The sequence below is a fragment of the Candidatus Methylomirabilota bacterium genome (assembly GCA_036005065.1).
GTDB lineage: Bacteria > Methylomirabilota > Methylomirabilia > Rokubacteriales > DASRDR01 > DASYQW01.
Genome location: DASYQW010000160.1, coordinates 1 through 22,353, shown reverse-complemented (window position 1 = coordinate 22,353; position 22,353 = coordinate 1). Strand labels below are relative to the sequence as shown.

23 protein-coding genes are annotated in these 22,353 nt (G+C 72.9%); 8 read left to right on the top strand and 15 right to left on the bottom strand.

The window, feature by feature from the left end:
* Positions 1-549 (bottom strand): amidohydrolase family protein (locus tag VGW35_11315; GenBank protein ID HEV8308247.1); only part of this gene is annotated, 549 nt, incomplete at its 3' end.
* 89 nt (positions 550-638) lie between these two features.
* A complete protein-coding gene (locus VGW35_11310; GenBank protein HEV8308246.1) occupies positions 639-2,882 on the bottom strand; it encodes an alkaline phosphatase D family protein in 2,244 nt (747 codons plus the stop codon).
* Between the two features lie 202 nt (positions 2,883-3,084).
* On the opposite strand from VGW35_11310, the gene VGW35_11305 reads away from it, so the two are divergent.
* A complete protein-coding gene (locus VGW35_11305; GenBank protein HEV8308245.1) occupies positions 3,085-5,634 on the top strand; it encodes a GH116 family glycosyl-hydrolase in 2,550 nt (849 codons plus the stop codon).
* A gap of 125 nt (positions 5,635-5,759) precedes the next feature.
* Entirely contained in the window at positions 5,760-7,511 is a 1,752-nt protein-coding gene (locus VGW35_11300; GenBank protein HEV8308244.1) for a solute carrier family 23 protein, read from the top strand.
* A 17-nt stretch (positions 7,512-7,528) separates the two neighbouring features.
* On the opposite strand, the gene VGW35_11295 is transcribed toward VGW35_11300, so the two are convergent.
* Positions 7,529-7,888: an STAS domain-containing protein gene (locus tag VGW35_11295; GenBank protein ID HEV8308243.1), complete on the bottom strand. Its 360-nt coding sequence runs from the start codon at positions 7,886-7,888 to the stop codon at positions 7,529-7,531.
* 41 nt (positions 7,889-7,929) lie between these two features.
* On the opposite strand from VGW35_11295, the gene VGW35_11290 reads away from it, so the two are divergent.
* Entirely contained in the window at positions 7,930-9,909 is a 1,980-nt protein-coding gene (locus VGW35_11290) for a SpoIIE family protein phosphatase (GenBank protein HEV8308242.1), read from the top strand.
* Positions 9,910-10,095: 186 nt separating this feature from the next.
* On the opposite strand, the gene VGW35_11285 is transcribed toward VGW35_11290, so the two are convergent.
* The 12 genes from VGW35_11285 to VGW35_11230 form a co-directional block, all read right to left on the bottom strand.
* Positions 10,096-11,286: a substrate-binding protein gene (locus tag VGW35_11285; GenBank protein ID HEV8308241.1), complete on the bottom strand. Its 1,191-nt coding sequence runs from the start codon at positions 11,284-11,286 to the stop codon at positions 10,096-10,098.
* 5 nt (positions 11,287-11,291) lie between these two features.
* Positions 11,292-11,708: an ATP-binding protein gene (locus VGW35_11280; protein ID HEV8308240.1), complete on the bottom strand. Its 417-nt coding sequence runs from the start codon at positions 11,706-11,708 to the stop codon at positions 11,292-11,294.
* Positions 11,709-11,751: 43 nt separating this feature from the next.
* Positions 11,752-12,702, bottom strand: coding sequence for an ABC transporter substrate-binding protein (locus VGW35_11275; GenBank protein ID HEV8308239.1), 951 nt, complete (start codon positions 12,700-12,702; stop codon positions 11,752-11,754).
* Between the two features lie 193 nt (positions 12,703-12,895).
* Positions 12,896-13,291, bottom strand: coding sequence for a hypothetical protein (locus VGW35_11270; protein ID HEV8308238.1), 396 nt, complete (start codon positions 13,289-13,291; stop codon positions 12,896-12,898).
* 49 nt (positions 13,292-13,340) lie between these two features.
* Positions 13,341-13,922: a hypothetical protein gene (locus VGW35_11265; protein ID HEV8308237.1), complete on the bottom strand. Its 582-nt coding sequence runs from the start codon at positions 13,920-13,922 to the stop codon at positions 13,341-13,343.
* A 143-nt stretch (positions 13,923-14,065) separates the two neighbouring features.
* The gene (phnX, locus tag VGW35_11260) at positions 14,066-14,896 is read right to left on the bottom strand and encodes a phosphonoacetaldehyde hydrolase (protein HEV8308236.1); all 831 of its coding nucleotides are present in this window, start codon (positions 14,894-14,896) and stop codon (positions 14,066-14,068) included.
* Between the two features lie 118 nt (positions 14,897-15,014).
* The gene (locus VGW35_11255; protein HEV8308235.1) at positions 15,015-15,545 is read right to left on the bottom strand and encodes a PPC domain-containing DNA-binding protein; all 531 of its coding nucleotides are present in this window, start codon (positions 15,543-15,545) and stop codon (positions 15,015-15,017) included.
* Positions 15,546-15,561: 16 nt separating this feature from the next.
* Positions 15,562-15,729: a hypothetical protein gene (locus tag VGW35_11250; GenBank protein HEV8308234.1), complete on the bottom strand. Its 168-nt coding sequence runs from the start codon at positions 15,727-15,729 to the stop codon at positions 15,562-15,564.
* Between the two features lie 12 nt (positions 15,730-15,741).
* Positions 15,742-15,948 (bottom strand): carboxymuconolactone decarboxylase family protein, encoded by a 207-nt coding sequence (locus VGW35_11245; protein HEV8308233.1) that lies wholly within the window; start codon positions 15,946-15,948, stop codon positions 15,742-15,744.
* A 19-nt stretch (positions 15,949-15,967) separates the two neighbouring features.
* A complete protein-coding gene (locus tag VGW35_11240; GenBank protein HEV8308232.1) occupies positions 15,968-16,831 on the bottom strand; it encodes a hypothetical protein in 864 nt (287 codons plus the stop codon).
* Positions 16,832-16,932: 101 nt separating this feature from the next.
* A complete protein-coding gene (locus VGW35_11235) occupies positions 16,933-17,676 on the bottom strand; it encodes a 3-oxoacyl-ACP reductase family protein (GenBank protein ID HEV8308231.1) in 744 nt (247 codons plus the stop codon).
* A gap of 15 nt (positions 17,677-17,691) precedes the next feature.
* A complete protein-coding gene (locus VGW35_11230; protein HEV8308230.1) occupies positions 17,692-18,918 on the bottom strand; it encodes a DUF1116 domain-containing protein in 1,227 nt (408 codons plus the stop codon).
* A 250-nt stretch (positions 18,919-19,168) separates the two neighbouring features.
* Here VGW35_11230 and VGW35_11225 point away from each other — a divergent pair, with 250 nt between their 5' ends.
* The 5 genes from VGW35_11225 to VGW35_11205 form a co-directional block, all read left to right on the top strand.
* On the top strand, positions 19,169-20,089 hold the full coding sequence (locus VGW35_11225; GenBank protein HEV8308229.1) for a S1C family serine protease: 921 nt from the start codon (positions 19,169-19,171) through the stop codon (positions 20,087-20,089).
* A 43-nt stretch (positions 20,090-20,132) separates the two neighbouring features.
* Positions 20,133-20,738: a trypsin-like peptidase domain-containing protein gene (locus tag VGW35_11220; protein ID HEV8308228.1), complete on the top strand. Its 606-nt coding sequence runs from the start codon at positions 20,133-20,135 to the stop codon at positions 20,736-20,738.
* Entirely contained in the window at positions 20,735-21,349 is a 615-nt protein-coding gene (locus VGW35_11215; GenBank protein HEV8308227.1) for a response regulator transcription factor, read from the top strand. The genes VGW35_11220 and VGW35_11215 overlap by 4 nt, the downstream gene beginning before the upstream one ends.
* Before the next feature lie 221 nt (positions 21,350-21,570).
* Positions 21,571-22,122: an LLM class flavin-dependent oxidoreductase gene (locus VGW35_11210; GenBank protein HEV8308226.1), complete on the top strand. Its 552-nt coding sequence runs from the start codon at positions 21,571-21,573 to the stop codon at positions 22,120-22,122.
* 50 nt (positions 22,123-22,172) lie between these two features.
* Positions 22,173-22,353 (top strand): adenylosuccinate lyase (locus tag VGW35_11205; GenBank protein ID HEV8308225.1); only part of this gene is annotated, 181 nt, incomplete at its 3' end.

The window sequence follows — 22,353 nt, the reverse complement described above, 5'->3', positions numbered from 1 at the left end:
CTCGGGCAGGTGCGCAAACGCGGCGTCGTCCTGCGAGCGGGTGTCGATGGCGAGATGATCGAGGACCAGGCGCAGCCCCCGGTGCTGCGCCGCGATGCGGTCCACCACGCCGAGCGAGCCGGGCACGTACACCATCACCGGAACCTCGGCCTTCTCGGCCGCCGGCCACAGCCAGTCGGCCGTCCCCTCGGTGAGCCAGGGGCGCTGCAGCTCCGTATGGAACGTGAAGCGGAGCCCCAGCATCCCGGGCTGCTCCTTCCAGCGTGGGACCAGTGCCCGGCTCTCGGGTCGCTCGACGGCCAGCCGGCCCATCACCGCGAACCGGTCGGGGTGCGAGCGGGCCGCCTCGAGCGCGAGGTCGTTGCGGTCGCCCTCCCACGATGGCGGCACGATCACCGCGCGATCCACGGAGGCCGCCTCCATCTCGGCGAGGACCATCTCCCGGGTGACGGGATAGGGCTTCTGCGCCTGATGCGCCCGTCCCGGCGGCCAGGGCCGCTCGGGCGTGTCGGCACCCCAGATGTGCACCTGCGCGTCGACGATCAGCATGGCCCGACTCCTTGGCACAGAGCGGCTGGCGCTCTACCAGAGAGGTGTTCGACACGCACTGAGGACTCAACTCCGCGCTTCGCGGGCTCTCAGTACCGGAGCTGGCCGTCGCGGACCGTGTAGGTCTTCCGGCGGTACTCGACGCCGTCTTCCCGGTAGAAGACCACCGTCAGCGTCCACGGGAGGCGCGTCGTGTTGATCTGGAGGGTGGCGAACCCGCGCTTGTATTCGCCCCACCGGAACTCGGGTCCAGGGCCGGTTATTGGGAAGGGGCAGTCGTCACCCGGCTTATTCGCGATCGGCGAGGCGACGACCTCGGGGGCGACCCGGGCGCCGCCGCGGGGCAGGACGATCTCGTAGAGATGGTTGCAGTGGACATCGCCCGACGCGAACACCAGGCCCCAGATCGGGCTGCCGATGAGCGTGGCGAGCTGCCCGTAGAACCACTCCCGCTCGGCAGTGTAGGTCCCGTTTCCGTACGCCTCCTTGTGGCCGTCCGTTCGCGAGTGGGTCCAGGTGCTCCCGCTCAGGAGGATGCGCAGCCGTCCCGGGCCCCGCCTGCGGATATCGTCGAGCACCCACCGGAGCTGGGGCCGCCCGAAGAGCACGCCGGCCGCCTTGTCCCGGTTGTACCGCCCGTCCATCAGGTAGAAGTCCACGTTGCCGTAGCCGAACCGGGCGGCGAGCCCGAAGGCGAGATCGGGCCGGATCGGATTGGCCCAGTACTGGAGGAAGGCGTTCCGGGCGAACACCTTCCGGGCGCCGAGGTCGGGGGCGTCGGTGTTGTTGCCCGCGAAGTCGTGGTCGTCCCACACCGCGTAGCACGGGAGCTGCTGCGCCATCCGCAGGAAGGCGGGGTGCTTGCGCGCCGAGAGGTGCGCGGCCAGCATGCCTGAGACCGTCTCGGGCGGGGGGCCGACCACGTCGTCGTAGAAGTACATCGTGTCTCCGAGGTGAATGAAGAAGCGCAACCGGTCCGGCCGAGCCGCGGGGTCGACCCCTGGACCCAGGGCCCGCGCGGTGATCGCGTCCCACGCGGGCTGGGCGGGGAACTTCTTGTTGTTCGCGCAGGAGCCGATCGCGATCCGGAAGTGGACCGAGGCGCCGTCGGGCGGGAAGGTCCGGACCGCACCCCCGCTGCCGGGCACCCGGCGCTCCACGCCGCTCACGAGGTGGAACAGCTCGAACGCGTAGGGCGTGTTCGGGCTCAGGCCCGTCACGACGAAGGTGGCGGCCGGCTGGAGCCCCGCCGTGATCTGCTGCAGCACGGTCGTGGTGCCGTACCGGTAGACCTTGAGTCGGTACGTCCCCTCGCGCTCGACCCGGTAGACGATCCTCGCCGTCGTGTCGGTCAGATGGCCCAGCACCGGGCCCGAGATCCGATACGTCACGCCGCGGAGGGGCGTGCTGGCCGGGGACTCCACCGGCGTCAGGATGGACCGCGAGGACCAGTCCCGATGCCGCAGCACGGCCGCTTGATTGTCGAGGAACTGGTTCACCGCGCGATTGGCGATGACCGGGACCGCGCCGCCGTTGGCGAACAGCTCCACGCTTCGGAGCAGCCAGCCGTTGCTCCCCGCCTTCCGCAGGTACACCTCCTCGATGTCGGCCGGATCCTGGTCGAGGCCCCGCGGGATCGGCAGCATGAAGGACGCAGAGGCCCCGCGCGCCATGCCGTGGGTCAGGAGCCGATTCGCGGCGGAGTAGAGGAGGGTGCCGTCGGCGAAGGCCACGTTGCCGTAGATGTCGTTGTCAGTGGCGGCGAAGTCCTCGTTGGCGGTCGCCAGCCGGAGCGCGAGCGCCCGGAGCGTGCCCTGGGGCTCGACCGTGACCCGGACTGTGTCACCGGGCTCCTCCAGGACGCCGTCGTCGACGTACCGGGCCAGCACGAGCGTGTCGTCGGCCCAGAGGCCGAGCGCCTCGCACCGCCACGGGCGCGCCCCGCCGGCCTTCACCAGCTCGACCGAGCGGACCGTCTCGAGGCTCTGGCGCGCGGCCAGCGCCGCCGCCGGCGGGCTCGCGAGATCCAGGGCGAACCGGGCCCGATGGCTCCCGTCCAGGACCTCGCTGGCGATGCGCCGGCCCGGCTCGAGGAGCTGCTCGAAGGCATGGCCGTCGGCGAAGGTGACGACGCAGGCGAACTGGTCGGGCCCGTCCTCTCCGAGCGGCCCTCTCCCCCACGCCTCGAGGACGAGCCGGGACAGGCCACGGGCCGGCGCGCCGAGCCAGGGTCCGACCAGCGTGGCCGCCAGGCGGCCCGGGGCCAGCGCGTCGGCGGTCAGGAGAACCGAGGAGGCGAGAAAGACCCGGCGGGAGACGATGCTCCGAGCCATAACATCCTCCAGCTTCGAGGGTTCGGCGCTGTCTGAGGAACTGTCTCCGGCTGATCCGGTCTATGGTCAGACGTTGAATTGGCGAGGAGTGTAGGTTAGAGTGCCGGGGCTGTCAATTCAGCTCTGCCACCGAGGTGGTCCGCGTCTCCTGCTGCGACGCGAGATGCCTCGCCCTCGCCCGAGTCACGGGGAGGAGATGACGATGTCCACGGAGACCACCCCCGGCCTCACCCCGCGGGCCCGCCACTACACCGGGGCCGCGCTCAAGGAGATCGCCTTCCCGCTCGGTGGCATCGGGACCGGCACGGTCTCGCTGGGCGGCCGCGGCCAGCTGCGCGACTGGGAGATCTTCAACCGGCCGGCCAAGGGGCGCGACCTGCCGCTCTGCTTCTTCGCGATGTGGGCCAGGCCGGAGGGCGGCGAGGCGGTCGCGCGGCTCCTCGAACGGCAGCTCCTGCCCCCGTTCATCGCCGACCGCGGGCTGTCTCCCTGGGCAGTCGCCGGGCTGCCGCGTCTGGAGGAGGCGACGTTCGTCGGCACCTATCCGATCGCGACCGTCCGCTTCCACGACCGGGTCCTGCCCGTCGAGGTCACGCTGGAAGCGTTCACCCCCTTCGCGCCCTTCGACGACCACGTCTCGGGCCTGCCGGTGGCCGTCTTCCGCTGGCGCCTGCGAAACCCGTCGGCCCGGCCGGTCGAGGTCACGCTGGCCTACACCCAGCTCAACCCCGTCGGCTACGACGGCATCGGGAGCTTGCGCCGCGGACGCCGCCACCCCATGTTCGGCGGCAACGTCAATCAGTGGACCGACGAGGGCCGCCTCCGCGGGCTCCGGATGAGCCGACCCGGCGGGGACGGCGCGCATCCCGGCGCCGGAACGCTGGCGGTGGCCACGCCGTGGCCCGACGTGACGTTCTCCGAGCACTGGGAGCGAAGCGGGTGGTTCGACGACATCCAGGACTTCTGGGACGACTTCCGGGCCGACGGCCGGCTGCCCGACCGCGCCGAGGGGACGCCGAGCCCGCCCGGCGAGACGGACGCCGGGACACTGGGTCTGATCGCCCGCCTCGAGCCGGGCCGGACGGTGGACCTCCCGATCGTCCTGGCCTGGCACTTCCCGAACCTCGTCAATTACTGGGGCCCGGTCGAGACCCTCCCCGGCCAGAGCGTCGTCGGCCAGCGGATGACCAACTGGTTCGCCACCCGGTGGGCCGACGCCTGGGCGGCGGCCGCGGAGGCCGTCGAGCGGCTCGACGCGCTCACGGCGAGCACCGGCGCCTTCCGCGACGCGCTCTTCACGTCGACCGTGCCGGACGAGGTCATCGACGCCGTCTCGAGCCAGATGTCGATCATCCGGACGACCACCTGCCTGCGGACCGCCGACGGGCGCTTCCACGCCTTCGAGGGATGCGACGACGACGCCGGCTGCTGCCCGATGAACTCCACCCACGTGTGGAACTACGCGCAGGCGCTCGCCTTCCTCTTTCCGCACCTCGAGCGCTCGGTTCGCCTGACCGATTACCAGCACAACACGCTGCCCGACGGGGAGCAGAAGTTCCGGACGATGCTGCCGCTGCGGCCGGGCGTGGTCTGGAACTACGTGGCGGCGGCCGACGGCCAGATGGGCACGATCATGAAGCTCTACCGCGAGTGGCTCATCTCGGGCGACGACGCCTACCTCCGCGCGCTCTGGCCGCAGGCGAAGAAGACGCTGGCCTTCGCCTGGACGCGGTGGGACCCCGACCGCGACGGCGTCATGGAGGGCGAGCAGCACAACACGTACGACGTCGAGTTCTACGGCCCGAACACGATGTGCGGCGCGCTCTACCTGGGCGCGCTCCGGGCCGCCGAGGAGATCGCCCGCTACCTGGGGGACCCCGACGCCGACGAGTACGCGCGCCTCTACGCCTCGGGCCGCGCGCGCTACGACCGCGAGCTCTGGAACGGCGAGTACTACGTGCAGGCCGTGCGGATGCCCGCGCCGCACGAGGTCCACAAGGGCAAGTACCCGCCGCGCCACCCGCCCGCCTTCCGCGCGGGCGAGCCGATGCCGCGCTACCAGTACGGCCCCGGCTGCCTGTCCGATCAGCTCCTCGGCCAGTGGTTCGCCCACGTCGTCGGGCTGGGTTACCTGCTGCCGGAAGAGCACGTGCGCGCCGCCGCCCGCTCGATCTTCCGATACAACTTCCGCCGCTCGGTCGCGGCCCACGAGAGCTGCCAGCGCGCCTACGCCGTCAACGACGAGGCCGGTCTGCTCCAGTGCACCTGGCCCCACGGCGGGCGGCCGCGCTATCCGTTCCCGTACGCCGACGAGTGCTGGACCGGCGCCGAGTACGCGGTGGCCGGGCTTCTCATCTACCAGGGCGACGTCGAGGCCGGCCTCGAGATCGTGCGCGGCGTGCGCCGGCGCCACGACGGCATCCGCCGCAACCCCTGGGACGAGTTCGAGTGCGGCCACCACTACGCCCGCGCGCTCTCGTCGTGGGCGCTGCTGCTGGCGCTGTCCGGCTACGGGTACAGCGCGCCGGCCGCCCGGCTCGGCTTCGCCCCCCCGGGCCCGGCCGACGACTTCCGGTGCCTTTTCACCGCCGGGACGGCCTGGGGCACGGTCGAGATCACGGGGAGCCGCGCGACGCTGACGGTCCAGGCCGGCGAGCTCGTGCTGCGACACCTCGAGGTGGGCGACCGCGTCCACACCTTCGACCCGCCGGTCGTCGTCACCAGCGGCCACCCGCTCAGCGTGCCGCGATAGGGCGCCCTGTCGCCCGGTCGAGCGCGGCCGGGCGGGCCGGGGGGCGTCGCGCACCGGACCGGAGGGGGTCCGGCTCCGGCTCCGACGGAGAAGCGCGGGTCAGCCGCGTTAGAATGGGCGGACACATGCCTGCCAGCGACCGGAGCGACGTGGCGCGACGGGAACCGGGAGGTCCGGCGTCGACGGCGAAGAAGCCGGTCACGCTGCAGTTCGGCGTCGACGACGCGCCGCCCCTCGGTGTCACGCTGCTCTGCGCCGTGCAGCACATCGGCGTGATGGCGATCTTTCTCGTCGTGCCCCTCCTGCTGGCGCGGCAGGCGGCCGCGCCCGCGGAGGTCGTGACGAGCGTGCTCGGCCTGTCGATGCTCGCCCTCGGCATCGGCACGCTGCTCCAGGCCTCTCCGCGGCTCGGGAGCGGGTATCTCGTCCCGCCCGTCTTCACGGGCATCTACGTCGGTCCTTCGCTGCAGGCCGTCCAGTCGGGAGGGCTGCCGCTGATGGCCGGCATGACGATCGCGGCGGGCGTGGCCGAGGGCGCCCTGTCGCGCACCGTCCGGCACCTGCGCCCGTTCATGCCGCCCGAGCTGGCGGGGCTGGTGATCTTCCTGACCGGGACGACGACCGCCGCCATCGGCCTCAGGTATCTCCTCCGTGGCGCCGGTCCGCTGAGCGCCGCCCAGTGGCTGGTCGCCGTGGCGACCCTGGTCCCGATGGTCGGGCTCAGCGTCTGGACCAAGGGCCGGCTCCGCATCGTGTGCGCGCTCGTCGGCATGGCCACCGGCTCCCTCGCGGCGCTCACCACCGGCGGGCTGGCGGGCGGCGCGCTGGCCGAGGTGGCCCTCGGCCCGGTGGTGGCCCTGCCCCGCCTCGGGCACGTCGGCTGGGCGTTCGATCCCCTGCTCCTCGTCCCGTTCGGCATCGGCGCCCTGGCGGCGACGCTCAAGACCGTCGGCCTCGTCAGCCTCAGCCAGCGGATGAACGACACCGGGTGGGTGCGCCCGGAGATGCGCTCGATCACCCGGGGGGTCCTCGCCGACGGGGTCGGCACGACCGTCTCGGGGCTCTTCGGGACCGTCGGCGGCAACTCGGCGCCGAGCTGCGTGGGCCTCGCCGCGGCGACCGGGGTGGCCAGCCGCCGGGTGGCCTACGCGATCGGCGCTATCCTGATCCTGCTGGCATTCGTGCCGGCGTTCCCCCGGCTCTTCGCGCTGCTGCCGCCGCCGGTCGTGGGCTCGGTCCTGGTCTTCACCGCCTGCTTCACGCTGCTGAACGGGATCGAGACCATCGCCTCCCGGATGCTGGACACGCGGAAGACGCTCGTCATCGGCCTGGCGATCGTCGCCGCCCTGGCGGCCGACGTGTTCCCGGAGATCTTCAAGACGGCGCCCGCCTCGATCCGGCCCATGCTCGAATCCTCACTGGTCTTCGGGACCCTGACCGGGATCCTCCTCAACACGCTCTTCCGCCTCGGCGTGCGGCAGCGCGTCGCGCTCACCATCGAGCCGGCGGAATACGACCCGGTGCGGGTCGAGGACTTCATGGAGGAGCGGGGGGCGGCCTGGGGCGCCCGGCGCGAGATCGTCCGCCGCGCCACCTACGCCATCCACCAGTGCGTGGAGACGCTCCTCGACGCGCCCGAGACGACGGGTCCGTTCAGCATCACCGTCGCCTTCGACGAGTTCAACCTGGACGTCCAGGTGCGCTACACGGGGGCCATGCTCGAGCTGCCGGAGCGGCGTCCCACCGAGCGCGAGATCCTGGAGGTGGAGGGCGGCGACCGCCGGCTCGCCGGTTTCCTCCTGCGCCGGGTGGCCGACCGCGCCTCCTCCTCGCGGGATGGCGACCGGTGCGTCGTGACGTTCCACTTCGAGCATTGAGCGGGACGGCGACCGCCTCAGCCGGGCAGCCCACGCCCGGGGGCCCGCACGGCCGCCAGCGCGGCCGGCTCGTCGAGCAGGATCGCCAGGAACTCGCTGAAGCCGCTGATGTCGAACACCTCGCGCACCATGGGCTGCATGCCGAAGAGCACCACGCTGTGCCCGGCGGGGCGGAGCGCCTTCGCCGTCGCCAGCACGACGCGCAGGCCGGCGCTGCTGACGTACTCGAGGTGCCGGCAGTCGAAGGCGACGGACACCGCGGGTGGTGTCATCTCCCGCTGCAGGGTCTGCTCGAAGGGACCCGAGGTCAATCGGTCGAGCCGGCCGCGCAGCCGGACGACGAGGCAATCCTCGAGTCGGTCGAACGTCACGTCCATGTACCCTCCCCGGCGCGAAGCCGGCTGGCGGCTTCTCGCTCATGAGCGGAACCTCGTCCGCCGCGATCGCCCGGCGCTACGGCTTCATCCTCACCGCGACCTTCGCGATCGTGCTGCTGCTCTCGGCCGGCCTCGTCGCCGTGGAGTACGCCCGAGAGGAAGCGGCCGAGCGGGACCGGATCGCCCTGCGCCTGTCCGAGCGGCTGGTCGAGCTGAGCGCGCTGGTGGCCGCGACCGTCGACGCCGTCGACGCGCTTCGGTCGCGGGCAGAGGCGCTGGCCAGCGACCCCGGGGCCGCCCCGCCCCGCTCCGCGCTGGCGCCGGCGCCGGGCGACCTGCTCACCCTGGATGATCCGCCCCCGGGGATCGACCGCCGGGGCCACGGCAACGTGATGGCCCGCGCCGCCCTCCCGGCGCCGGAGTTTCAGCGCGAGACACGGATCGCCCTCGGCCTCGGCCCCACCTTCACCGCCGATGCTCAGGCGGCGCCGTTCATCGCGTGGCAGAGCTTCGTGTCGGCCGGCGGCACGGTGGCCGTCTTCCCCTGGATCTCGTCCCGCCTGTTCCCGCTGGAGCCGGACCCACGCGGGCGGGCGCTCTTCGCTCGCGGCACGCCGGAGGAGAACCCCGGCCGCCATCGCTTCTGGATCGGCATCGAGGACGACCCCGCCGGCAAGGGCGCGGTCGTCGGCGCCGGGGCGCCGGTCTACGACGGTGACCGCTTTGTCGGCACCGTGGCCGCCCTGATTCCGCTGGAGGCGCTGGGCGAGATCGCGGCCCAGCTCCGCTATCCGCTCGGCCGTCTGGTGCTGCTCGACCCGGACGACCGGGTGCTGGCGATGGCCGGCGCGGTCGACCGGGGCGACCCGGGGCGCGCCGCGGCGCTCGACGCGCTGGCGCCCGAAGCGCGCCGCCCGGGCATCACCCGGGCGATCGCCGCGGCGACTCGCCGGCTCGAGGCGGCGGACGGCCACCTGGTCTTCGCCGCCGAACTGGACCAGGCGCCGTGGCGGCTCGTCTACCTCGTCCCCCGGCTCGACCTCGCCGCCAGCATCGCGGCGCGGAGTGGCGTCGCCGTCGTCGCCCCCCTGCTCGGTCTCGTCGTCTTGCTGCTCGTGGCGCACATGGCGACCCGGCGCGAATTCGTCGTCCCGGCGACCCGACTCGTCGGCCACATCGACGCGGCGAGCCGTCAGCCCGACGCCGCGATCCCGGCGGTGCCGGCGGCGTGGCGGCCGTTCTTCGCCGCGGTGAGCGACAGCTTCGCCGCCCACGGCCAGCTCGTCTCGATCCGCCAGGAGCTGGACGTGGCCCGGCGGATGCAGCAGGCGATCCTGCCCAGTGCCTTTCCCCCGCACGCCGCCGTCGATCTCGCCGCCCGCATGATCCCGGCCCTCGAGGTGGGGGGCGACTTCTACGACTTCTTCTGGCTGGACCGGACGCGGCTCGGGCTGGTCATCGCCGACGTCTCCGACAAGGGTGTCGGCGCGGCGCTGTTCATGGCGGTGTCGCGGACCCTGCTGCGCGCGGTCGCGCCCGGAGCGGCGGGGCCGGCCGCGTGTCTCGGCGCGGCCAGCAACATCCTGGCCGAGGACAACCCGGCCAGCATGTTCGTGACCGTCTTCTACGGCGTGCTCGACGTGGAAACCGGTGAGCTCGTGTACGCGAGCGGCGGTCATCCGCCACCGCTCGTCGTCTCGACCTCCGGAGAGGTCGCGCCGCTGCCGAGGACGCGCGGGGCCGCCCTCGGCATGTTCCCGGACCAGCGCTTCGAGGAGCGACAGGCGGCCCTGCCGGCCGGCGCCAGCCTGTTTCTCTACACCGATGGCGTGACCGAAGCGACCGCGCCGGATGGGAGCGAGTTCGGCAGCGCCCGGCTGGCGGCGGCGCTGGCGGCGCAGCCGCCGGACGCCATGCTGGCCGCGCTGCTGGGCGCGGTGGAGGGGTTCGTGGCCGGGCGCCCGCGGGCGGACGACGTGACCTGCATGGTGGTGCGTCGCCGGTCCCATGCGGCCGCCTAGGTCATTTCGGGGGGGTGTCGGAACACCCCCCCGATGCCCCCCCGCCTAGATCTTCGGGGGGGTGTCGGAACACCCCCCCGATACCCCCCCGTCGTTGCGGCGGCAAAAGCCGCCGCTCGGACAGCCTCTCGATGCATCGCATGGTGAATCGCGGGTGAGCGTTACCCCAACACATGCCTTGCCCAGCTAGGAGCCGCAGCCCGACTCGGGGGCCAGCCGGCCGAGGGGCCGGACGAGGGCCAGCCGGCCGCCGGCGCTTCGGGCGAGGTACATGGCGAGCGTGACGTGGTGATCGCGGCCCACGCTGACCGGGCCTGTCGGGCTGTCGAAGGTGAGCCCCGGCAGACCGGCCGTCACCGCGTCCCGATCGGCCGTGCCGGCCTTCCGGAGCGCGGACACGCACGCCATCACCGCGTTGTAGTGCGTGAGGACGTAGCCGGAGACGACCACGGCGGCCCCGGCCTGCCGTTGCACCCGACCGACGAAGTCGCGGACGCCCGGCTCCGGGCTGTCCATGACCATCGGGACGGCGCAGAACAGCCCCTCGGCCCGCCCGGCCCCGAGACTCCCCAGCAATGCCTCGTTGAGGCCGAGGAACGCCACGGCCCGGTCCTTCAGCACGCCGGCGGTCGCCGCCTGGTCGATCAGCGTGATGCCGTCCCGGCCCGGCAGCGCGAGCAGCAGCGAGGTCGCGCCGCTGGCCCGGACGAGGGCGAGCAGCCGGCTGAAATCGCGGATCCCCCAGGGCAGCAGCTCCTCGCCGACCACCTCGGCCCCGAGCGACGCGATCAGCGGCCGGGCTCGGCGGAACATCGCCTCGGGCCAGGTGTAGTCGGCGCCGATGAGGAAGAAGCGGCGGCCCCCGGCCGCGGCCACGTGCGGGATCAGCTGGCCCAGGTCCTGATTGGGCACGGTGCCGAAGCAGAACAGCCGCGCCCCGCAGCCGCCGCCCTCGTAGTTCGTGGCGTAGAGCAGCGGCAGGCTCAGGCGGTCGAGGACGGGCGCCACCGCGTCCCGCGGCGCCGACGAGACCGGGCCGATGACGGCGACCACGGTCCCGTGCTGGGCGAGCCGCACCGCTCGCGCGACCGCGGTGCGGGGATCCGACCGGTCGTCCTCGTACAGGACGCGCACGGGTCCCCCGGGCACCCCGCCGGCCGCGTTGACCTCGGCGACCGCGAGGTCGATGCCGAGACGGGCCTGGGCCCCGTACGCCGCGAGCTCGCCGGAGAGCGGCAGCAGGGCGCCGAGGGTCGGGCCCGCCGCGTCCGCCCCCCAGCCGAGCCCGCGGCTCTCGAGGAGGCCCCCCGCCGCGAGCGCGACCGCCAACCACCCGCGCCGGGTCCAGCCGGCGGGAGCACGCGCGCGCTCGTCCATCGCGCTCAGGCGATCCGTTTCGAGAGCTCCAGACAGTTGTGGCGGCCGACCGTCCGGTAGCGAACCTCGTCCATCGACCGCCGCATGAGGAAGATCCCGAGCCCGCCGAGCCGGCGATCCTCGATGCCCCCCGTCAGGTCCGGGCGCTCGACCTGCAGCGGATCGAACGGTCGCCCGTCGTCGATGACCTCGGCGGTGACGGTCGCGTCGGCGACGCGCATGCGGACCCGGATCTCGTGCGCCGCCGCGTCGGCGTATCCATGGGCGATGACGTTCGTGATGGCTTCCTCGAGGGCGAGGTTGAAGGCGAAGGCGATCGCGGGGGCGAGGCCGTGACGGCCGCAGAACTCGTCGACGGCCCGGGCCAGCCGAGGCAGCTCCGCCAGGTCGTTGGTGAGCCGGAGGTCGAGGGCGTCCCTCACCGTCGCGCCGGCGGGCGAGGCCAGCGACCGCGGGCGGCTTCCGTCACGGGTAGATGACGTGGTCCGCACGGAGGACGACCGGCTGCGGAATGGTCAGACCCAGCGCCCTTGCCGTCGCGAGATTGACGACCAGCTCGAATCGCGTCGGTTGCGCGATCGGCAGGTCGGCGGGCCGGACGCCCTTCAAGATCCGGTCGACGTACACGGCGGCGCGCCGGCGGCTCTCGGCGAGGCTCGCGCCGTAGCTCATCAGCCCTCCGGAATCGGCGAAGGCGCGGGCTTCGGAGATCGCGGGCACCCGGTGCTTCGCGGCCAGCTCGGCGGCCCGTCGGGTCGCGAGGATCGGCTGCAGGACGAGGGCCCCCGGTCGCTCTCTGGTCACGACCGCGAAGGCGCGGTCGACCTCGTCCGGTCCGCGGACCACGATGGGGAGGATCTGCATCCCCGCGCCGGCGGCGGAGGTCTCGAGCTCCTTCAGGAACGGTCCGGCGAACGGGTCGGTGGCGTGGACGAGGGCCCCGATCCGGGTCACCCGGGGGAGCACCTCGCGGATCAGCCCCAGGCGCTTGCCGCCCAGCTCGGCCGAGTGGGAGGAGACGCCCGTGACGTTTGCCCCCGGGCGGGCGAGGCTCGTCACCAGGCCGGTCGCCACGGGATTGCCGGCCGGCGCCATGACGATGGGAATCGTGCTGGTCGCTCGCCTGGCCGCCTCGACCGCCGGCGTGGGCGTGGCCACGACGACGTCGACGCCACGGCTGACGAGGTCGGCGGCGAGTGCGGCCAGCCGCTCGGCCTGTCCCCCCGCCCACCGGTACTCCACCGCGACGTTCTGCCCCTCGACGTAGCCCAGCTCTCGGAGGCCCTCGCGGAAGTCGTTCTGGAAGGCCTCGGGCGTCGCGAACAGGAGGACGCCGACCGTCGGCAGCTTCGCCTGTCCCGCCGCCGTTCCGGTCAGCACGAGAGCGGCGACGAGCGCCCGGGTGGCTCGGCCCACCGCCGCTCGCGCCCGGCCGGGCGGCGCCGCCTCGCGGTGAGCGACCGGCGCGATTGCCGACCCGACGGGCGAGCCGGTCCGGAGGGCGTACTCTCGACGCGTCGTCGGCCAGCCCCGCACGACTCGGATGCTATGGCGGGGCGCCGGGCAGGTCAACGGGACGCGGCTCCCCGAGGGCCGCCCGGTGCGCCACTTACCGCGGTTCGAATACGCTCACCTGGTACGTTCCCTTACTCTTGCTTCCCAGACCCTTCACCGCGAGCTTTTGGCCGTCCTCGACCAGAATTGACACCGTCTTGCAGAGCTGCTCGCTGATGCCGAAGCTGGTCACGAATAGCTCCGTGTCTAGCGGATCAGGCGCAAGCTTGGCGATCCGTACGGCTAGTTCCCCCTTGGGAACACACACCGTCGCTGTCGCCAGTAGCCTCTCACCGGTTCGGTTGACGAAGAAACGGAAATATATCGCGGATCCGGTAACTGCCCAAGACCCTGCGTGGGTACCCAGCGCGTGCGCGCTGTGTGTACCGCCCAGGACGAGCATCACGGCGGCCACGAGTAGCGAACCTCTCTGTACCATCGCGCCCATCATGGCCCCTCCTCCTTCATGTGTTGCGTGAAGCGCGCATCATCGCTGGGGCTCAGCCCCGGGGCCGGACCCAGGTCTCGGACCACGCCAGGCACGCGCTCGAGCTCTGACGGTCGCCCCGCATCTCCAGCCAGGGACGGCCCGTCGGGAACCGGCCGTTCAGCTCGACCTGGGCCGAGCGGGCCGGGAAGAACGTGCTGAACACCCCCAGCGGGCGGTTGGCGAACCCCGGCGGCGCGTTCAGGACGAACGGCTCGACGAAGTCGTACCAGGTCAGCGTGAGGGTGTCGCTGGCCGTGACGACGGTTTCGGTCGCCGCCGAGCGCGGGTCGCCGTCCCGGTCGAAGGCCGCGTCGAGCACCGGGATCTGCGTGTCGGCGAAGGTGGGGTAGAGCAGCGTCTCGATCGTGGTCTGGAGCCACCGGGCAACGGCGACGTTGTCGCTGTAGATTCGGGGCTGGCCGTCGGTGAGCTCGCTCTGCACGAAGAGCGCGTGCCCCGGCCCGGCCGGGCACCACAGGACCCGCCAGTGGCTCAGGCGGTCGGACATGTTCTGCCCGCCGTCCCGGCTCAGCCGGATGAAGGAGTTCTCGCCGGTCATCAACACGGTATTGGGATCGACGGGCGGCGCCATTGCCTCTCTCCTCGCTCTAGCAGGCTACGGAAAAGCTGGGCGGCGGGAGTGTTGTCCGCACGCTCGCGACCGGAGCGCTCCGAGCGCGGGCTCTGCCCGCGCAACCCCTCCTGGGAGGGGGCCGTCGAGGCCCCCCCCAGGATCTACGGCTGCTCGCCGCGATGGATACGGGCCTGGATGTCGTCGACGCACGGCATGAGGTCCGCGATGGTGTCCACGACGTGGTGGGCGCCCGCCTGCCGCAGGCGGCGGTAGGCCCGTTCACGCTTGACCGCCCGCTCCGACGCCGGGAGCGCCGCCCACTCGTCCAGCGTGAGCCCGACCTCGTTGCCGCTGACCGCCAGGCCCACGGTCCACATGCCCGCGTTGAGGCCTTCCTCGATGCCGGGCACCGTGTCGTCGACTTTGATGCAGGCGTGCACGGTGGTGACCCCGAGATTGATGACGTTCCGCAGGCACATATAGGGGGAGGGCCGCCCGGCCGGCACGTCGCTCGCGCAGACGGTGGAGTCGGGCATGTACCCCTGGCGCTCGGCATCCCGGAGATTGATCTCCATCATCGGGGTCGTGTACCCGGTGGTGGAGCCGATCTTGATGCCACGCCGGCGCAGCTCGCCGACGACTTCGACGGTGCCCGAGATGAGCTCGGAGTACTTCGAGAGGCACTCGAGCTGGAGCGGCACGAACTCGTCGAACATGGCCTGGACGTCGTCGTCGGTGGGGGGCCGGCCGTGGGCGTCCCGCCAGCGCTGGCGCACCGAATCCAGCTCCGTGATCCGCTGGATGTGGACGCGCTTGTGGGCTCCCATCGGGGCTCGCGCCTCTTCCATCGTGATCGGCACGTCTCGCCGGCGGAACACCTCGATGAAGACGACCGCCGGCGCGACGCAGCCAAAGTCCATGGTGGTGCCGGCCCAGTCCAGCAGCACCGCCTCGATCGGTCCGCGATAGACACGCCGGTAGCTGAAGCTCATCGCTCGTTCCTTTCGCCAGGGTGAGCCGTCGGGCAGCGGGCCGATGCTAGCCCGCGCCCCTCGGGGTGTCAAGACGCGGGGCCGGGCAGGCGCTCGACCGTCACGCGGCCGTCCTCGTCTATCGGCCGGCGCGGCGGGCGAGCCGGCGGCGCGCCAGGCGCTTCTGGACCGTCAGGAGGCTCCCCTCCTGGTCGACGCCGTCGGCCGCGTAGCGCCGCACCACGCCGAGGAGCTTCTGGCCGGACGTCGGGTCGAGCAGCCGCTTGAGCCGAATACGATCGACCCTCATGATCGCGATCTCGGACAGCGAGAGGATGCGGCACCCCTCCTCGACGTGGCCGCCGAACGCCTTCCGGCGGTCGCACAGCACCACGTGGGCGTGGACGTGATAGTCGGCGACGACGCCGCTCAGCGCGAGGATCTCCACGCCGGCGCGCGAGCGGTTGTCGTAGAAGCGGGTCGGCGGAAAGGCCGGCGACACGACGCCGGTGACGCGCGATGCCGAGAGGGACCCGAAGCCGGTCAGGATCACGCCGTTCCGGATCTTCTCCTGGCGACAGATCGCCCGCAGCGACTCCAGCAGGAGCTCGCCCGGCGCCAGCCGGACGACCACGACCTCACCCGCACGCCCTCCCCGTCCGATCACCATGGTCTCCCCTCCTGGTTCAGCGGGGCCCGCTGGCCGCCTCGCGGGCGGCAGCCCGAAGCTCCTCCCGCACCTGGAAGGCGTAACGGACCGACTTCACGGCCAGGCTGCCCCCCATGTACAGGCCGATGTCCAGCGTCTCGGCGATCTCCGCATCCGTCGCGCCCTGGTGGAGGACCTCCTCCACGCGGTGCTCGACTCATTCCCAGCAGTTCGCGGCGACCGCGACGGCGAGCGCGATGAGCTCCTTCTGCTTCTTCGGAAGCGCCCCGTCGGCGAACACCTCTCGCCCCAGCTCGGTCATCGCGCGGTACGTCTTCATCGGCGACGCCAGGATCAGGCCGTTCAGGTGATGCCGGCGAGCCCCCCGCTCGGCATGGGTGAGGTGCGGGGTGAGGGGATCCATCGCTGGCTCCTTTCGCGATTCACGCGATCCAGGGGACGCCCAGAATCCATCCCTCGCGCCGGGCCACCCGCGGCAAGCGGGCCCGGTCGACGGGGAACCAGCCGCCCAGGCCCATCGCGACCGCCGAGACGAGCGCGTCGAATGCGTCGTCCGAGGCGATCGCCGCCTGCTCGTGCTCGGGGGCGAGGTGAATCCCCCGCTGCCGAAGGTCGGCGGCGTGCCGCGCCCGGGCCGCCGCATCCGTCTTCACGACGCTCCCCACGGCCAGCCGCGGCCAGATCTCGCCCAGGACCATGGATCGGCCGGCCAGCTCCTGGAAGGGCCAGACGCCGATGCGAGGCGCCTGCTCCAGCAGGCTGGCGATCGCGGCCAGTCCGGTGATCGCCGCCTTGCCGACCTGCCGCGGGCCCGTGAACCCGAAGGCGCCACCGGCCGCCGGCAAAGCCCGCAGCGGGGACTCCGCCCGTCGCGTCGCCGCCTGCTGCTCCACGACCCGCCGGGTGCGGAGCCTGTCGTCGCCCCAGCGCTGCCACCAGGGCCCGACCGTGGTGTCGACGAACGGCTCGAGGCGCTCGGCCTCCCGGCGCATGCGGCCGAGCAGCGCCGGAAAGTCGGGGACTCCCAGGTGGTCGAGGAAGGGCTCGGCATACGAGAAGGGAAAATCGAGCCCGACCAGGGTCCGGGGCGGATCGGCGGCCAGGGCGGCCAGCTTCGCCACGGTCGCGGCGCGATCGAGGCCGCCGGCGAGCTCGACGACGCGCAGGGCGCGGCCCTCGGCCTCGACGAGGCAGCAGCAGATCGATCGGCGCTGGATGGCCGGATCCCGCGCGCCCGACCAGTCGACGGCCACGAACCGCTGGAACGCCTCCCCGATCACGCGCATTCCTGGCAGCGAAGGCTAGAGGACGAAAACGCCCTTGCCGGTGGTCTGGGTGTCGAACAGCCGGTAGGCGTCGGCCGCCTGGTCGAGGGTGAAGCGGGCCCTCATGGCATCACCTCGCCCCCGTTCGGCCCCAGCGTCTGACCGCAGAAATAGCGGCCCTCGTCGGAGGCCAGGAACACGAAGGCCGGGGCCACGTCGTCCGGCCGCCCGAGCCGCTTGAGGGGCAGCGCCTCGGCGATCTCGCGCTTCCGGCTCTCCGGCAGGGGGTCGAAGCCCGTGTCCACGAGGCCCGGCGCCACCGCGTTGACCTGGATCGCCGGCGCGACCTCCTGGGCGAGGGCCCGGGTGAACGTCAGGATCCCGCCCTTGGCCGCCGAGTAGGCCGAGTACCGGGCCCGCCCGGTGTAGGCGAGCTGGGAGGCCATGTTGATGATCCGCCCGCTCCCGCGCTCCCGCATGTGAGGCACCACCTCGCGGCAGCAGAGGAAGGTCCCCCGGAGATGCACGGCCATCATCCGGTCCCAGTCCTCGACCGTCGTCTCGGTGAGAGCCTGGGCCTTCTGGATCCCGGCGTTGTTGACGAGCACGTCGATCTTCCCGAGCGCCTCCAGGACCTTCTGGACCCCCGCCCGGACCTCGTCCTCTCGCGTCACGTCCACGCGAAGGGCCAGGGCGCGGGGCCCGAGGGCCCGGATGGCCTCGACGAGCCTTCGCGCGTCGGGCTCCCGCTCGATCCAGAAGGCCGCGATGTCCGCCCCTTCCTCGGCGAACGCCAGCGCGATCGCGCGGCCGATTCCCGTGTTGCCCCCGGTCACCAGCGCCGTCTTCCCGTCGAGCCGCCCCATCGTGCTCCTCCTTGGTCAGCGGGACGCGAAGGCTTCGAGGGCCTGGACGAAGCACTCCATCGGCGCCGCGGTCAGCCCGGCCCCGATCTGGCCGACGCCGGCCTCTCGGTGGGCGATGCCGGTGTCGATGGCGGGGGTGATGCCCGTCGTCACGACCTTGCGGACGTCGATGCCGAGGGGCGTCCCCCGGAAGTCGAGCGCGGGGATCCGGAAGGTCTCGTGCTCGGCGAGGGTGATCTCGTACATCCGCTGGGTGGTCTCGAGCGCCAGCCGCGCGGACCCGCCGATGAGCTGCACGATGGCGGGGGCGGCGGCCAGCGCGAACGCGCCCAGCCCCGCCGTCTCGGTGATGGCAGAGTCGCCGATGTCCAGGCAGGCGTCGTCGGGGCCGTAGCCCGGGAAATAGACGCCGGTCACCTTGGGCGCGGGCGCCGTGAACCAGCGGTCCCCGGCGCCGCTCACACGGATGCCGAACTCGACGCCGTTACGCGCCATGGCCGTCACCACCGTCGAGCCGAGGAGGCCATGAGCCGCGTCCAGCATGACCTTGGAGGCGGCCATCGCGAGGTTGAGGAAGAAGGAGTCGCTCGCGCCCATGAAGGCCAGGGCGCGCTCGACGTCGCCCGACCGCGCCATCGCCACCTGGGGGGCCAGGACGCGAGCGAGCAGCGACGTGGCGGCCTTGTTGCGGTTGTGGGCCTCGTCGCCCATCCCGAGAGCCTGGGCGATCAGCCCCTTGACGTCCACCCCGCCCGCCCGCCGGACGGCGTCGGCCAGGATCGGCGCCAGCTCGCGGTTCATCCAGCCGAGGCGCTCGAGCACCGAGGCGTCGTACGCGCCCATCCGGAGCACCTTCCCCAGCCCCATGTTGATGGTGGCGTAGGCCTCCCGCCCGAACCGCTCGTTCCGGACCACGAACACGGCCATCGACGGGGTGATGATCCCCGCCATGGGCCCCACCGCCTGGTGGTGGTGGCAGGAGTCGAATCGGAGGCCCCCCTCCGCGGCCAGCGCCACCGCCTCGTCGGGAGTGTGCGCCCACCCTTCGAAGAGGCAGGCGCCGATGACCGCCCCGCGCATCGGGCCGCACATCCGCTCCCAGGGGACCGGCGGTCCCGCGTGGAGCGCCGTGCGATCGCCGAGGCCCGGCATCACCTCGCGCGCGAGGCGGACGTCCGCGAGCACGGCCGTCCCCTCCTGGAGGCGCCGGAGACACTCGCGGTTGGCCACGGCGACGCTCATGGGTCGCGTTCCGACTGAGTCTTCCCGACCTCGGCGCGAGCATAGACCATCCGCGTGCGCGTCGCCAGCGGAATTCGGGTTCACCGTGACATTTCGGGCCCACCGCGGCTCGACCGGCGCGCGGAGTCCGGGAGAACCGGCGGAGAGGGCTCCCTCGCACGACCCGTTCGGGGAGGTCCGGCCCTACCCGTTCGGCGGATGCGCCCGCTTGACCGCGGGCGTATCGTGGCTCTCAGGAGAGGAGGCCACGATGAGCCACGTTGCCGAGAGCACGCACGCGCTGAGCACGCTCTCGAACCAGTTCGCCGACGCCGTGGAGCAGATCGGTCGAGCGGTGGTCCAGGTGGACGGCCGCCCGCGCCGGCCGTCGAGCGGCGTCGTGTACGCGCCCCATCTCGTGATCGTCGCCGAGCACGCCGTCGAGCGCGACGACGACCTTCACGTCGAAGCCGCCGACGGCCCGCCGCTCCCGGCCCAGCTCCTCGGCCGGGACCCCCCGAGCGACCTCGCGGTGCTCCGCGTCCCCGGCCTCGGCCTCGAGCCGGCGGCCCTCGCCGCCACTCCGGCCCGCGTCGGACAGTTCCTCCTCGCCGTCGGCCGGCCGGGCCACCGCGGGCTGATGGCCAGTATCGGGGTCGTGAGCGCGGTGAGCGGGCCGCTGAGGACCCGCGGCGGGATGCTCGAGCAGTACATCCGAACCGATGCCACCCCGTACCCGGGCTTTTCGGGCGGCGCGCTGGTCGACGCGCGCGGCGCCGTGCTCGGGGTGCTGACGACCGGGCTGGTGGGCGGGGTCGCGCTCGCCGTGCCGGCCGCGCTCGCCTGGCGTCTCGCCGACACGCTCGCCCGCCAGGGCTATGTCACGCGTGGCTGGCTCGGGATCGGCAGCCAGCCTGTCCGCATTCCTCCGGCCCAGCGCGCGGGCCGAGAGCACGCAGCCGGGCTCTTGATCGTGGAGGTCGCGCCCGAGAGCCCGGCCGAGCACGCAGGGCTCCTGCTGGGCGATATCCTGGTCGCGCTCGACGGCCGGCCGGTGGCCGACGCCGAGGATCTGCAGGCGCTCCTGGTCGGGGACCGCGTGGGCCGCCCGGTGCCGGTCGAGGTGCTTCGGGGGGGCGTCTTGACGCGACTCGAGGCGATCGTGGGCCAGCGCGGCGGGCGGCAACCATGAGCCGGACCGGGGGCGGGATCGCCGCTCGTCGGAGGGCAGAGCCGTGAGCGTCGTCCTGGAGGCCGCTCTGGACGTCGTGGCCGGGTGGGCGAGTCTCCCCGCCGGGCTGGTCGAGCGCGCGCACCCGAGCATCGTCCGCGTCCACGGCCGGGGGCCGGCAGGCGCCAGCGGCGTGGTCTGGCGTCCCAATGCCGTGCTCACGAACCACCACGTGGTCGCCGGCGCCGATCGCGCGCTGCGCGTCCTCGCGGTCGACGGCCGCGTCCGTCCGGCCCGGCTTCTCGCCGCGAGCGAGCGGCTCGATCTCGCGCTCCTCGAGGTCGCCGACGACCTAGTCCCGGCGCCGCTCGGCGACTCGACGCGCCTGCGGGTGGGCCAGCTGGTCTTCGCGATCGGGCATCCGTGGGGGCAGCCCTGGGTGGTGACGGCCGGGATCGTGAGCGGGCTCGGGCCTGTCCACCTCCCCGGCGGCGCCGGGGAGGTCGCGTGCATCCGCTCGGACGTCCGGCTCGCGCCCGGAAGCTCCGGCGGCCCCCTGCTCGACGCGCGCGGCAAGGTCGTCGGGCTCAATGCGATGGTGATCGGCGGCGACCTCGCGGTCGCCATCCCGAGCGCCGTCGCCCGATCCTGGCTCGAATCGACCCCATGACCCGCGTCTTCGTCGCCGCCCCGACCGCCGCCCTGCGCGTCGGACTCCGCGCCCTCCTCGACGGGCCCGGACTCGAGGTGGTGGGCGACGGGCCGGCGCCGGAAGCCGCGCCGCCCGACGCCGAGGTCATCGTGGTCGGCGACGGCGCACTGCTGGTGGCGGCCGCCGCCGCGATCGCCGAGGACGGGACGCGGGCCGTCGTCGCGCTCGCCGACGACGAGCGGCCGGCGGGGACGCTGCGCGGGCTCCCGCTTCGCGGCTGGGCCCTCGTCCCCCGCGAGGCGCCGGGGGCCGAGCTGCGCGCGGCGGTGATGGCCGCGGCCCAGGGCCTCGTCGTCGTGCCGGCTGCGCTGGCGGCGCGGCTGCTCGCGTCGCCCCCCGGCGGAGCGGGTGCCGGTCTCGCCGGGCTTCCGGAGGCGCTCACGTCGCGCGAGCGCGAGGTCCTCGACCTCGTGGCCCAGGGGCTGTCCAACCGGCGCATCGCCGAGCGCCTCGGCATCAGCGAGCACACGGCGAAGTTCCACGTGGGCTCGATCTGCGGGAAACTCGGGGCGGCGAGCCGGACGGAGGCGGTGAGCCTCGCCGCCCGCCGAGGGCTGATCACCCTCTGAGTTGAACCCGGAGGGGGGCTGCGCCCCCCTCCGATTCCTGAGGTTGCGCGGGCAAAGCCCGCTCGGAGCGGAACATCCAGGAGAGCGGGCCGATCCCGGCGGGCTGACTGCGCGTCACCCCGGCGTGCTACCATGGCCACGCGCGGAAGGGCGGATGGGACGCCTCGGGGGAGTCGAGCAGCCGGGCCCGAGCGGATCGGCGGCCTGACGCGGATCCCAGGGTGAAGTTCGGCCTGGCGCTCTCGGTCCAGCACCGCCCGCAGGACGCGCAGGCCGCGCGCTTCCGCGAGCACCTCGCGCAGGCGACGCTGGCGCGGTCGGTCGGGTTCAGTTCGATCTGGGCCAGCCAGCATTATCTCTCGGCGCCGTTCACCTACTTCCAGCCCGTCCCGATGCTGGCTCGCGTCGCCGCCGAGGTGGACGGGCTGACGCTGGGAACGGGCGTCCTCGTCCTGCCCCTGTATCACCCCCTGGAAGCCGCCGAGCAGCTCGCCACCCTCGATGTGATCTGCGGAGGACGTCTGATCGCGGGCGTCGGGCTCGGCTACCGCGACCCGGAGAACGAGACGTTCGGCCTCGGCATCGAAGAGTTGAGCCGGGACCGGTTCATCGTCGGCGACCCGGCCGAGGTCAGGGACGAGATCGCGCGATATCGTGACCGGCTGGGGGCGACGATGATGATCTTCCGGGTGCAGTGGCCGGGCCTGGAGCAGGCGGCCGTGCTGCGGTCCATCCGGCTCCTGGGGGAACAGGTCTTGCCGTACTTCGAGTGAGCGGAGGTGCAGCGCTGACCTGCGCCCCTCGGCCGGCACAAGGAGACGTCATGGGAAGCCACATCGTCGATTCCGAGGTCTACGGCGCGGGGTGTGCGTCGCCCGAGATGGCGGCGATCTTCACCGACCGGAACCGCGTGCAGAAGTGGTACGACGTCGAGACCGCCCTGGCCGAGGCGCAGGCCGAGCTCGGGATGATCCCGGCCGAGGCGGCGGCCGAGATCGCGCGCC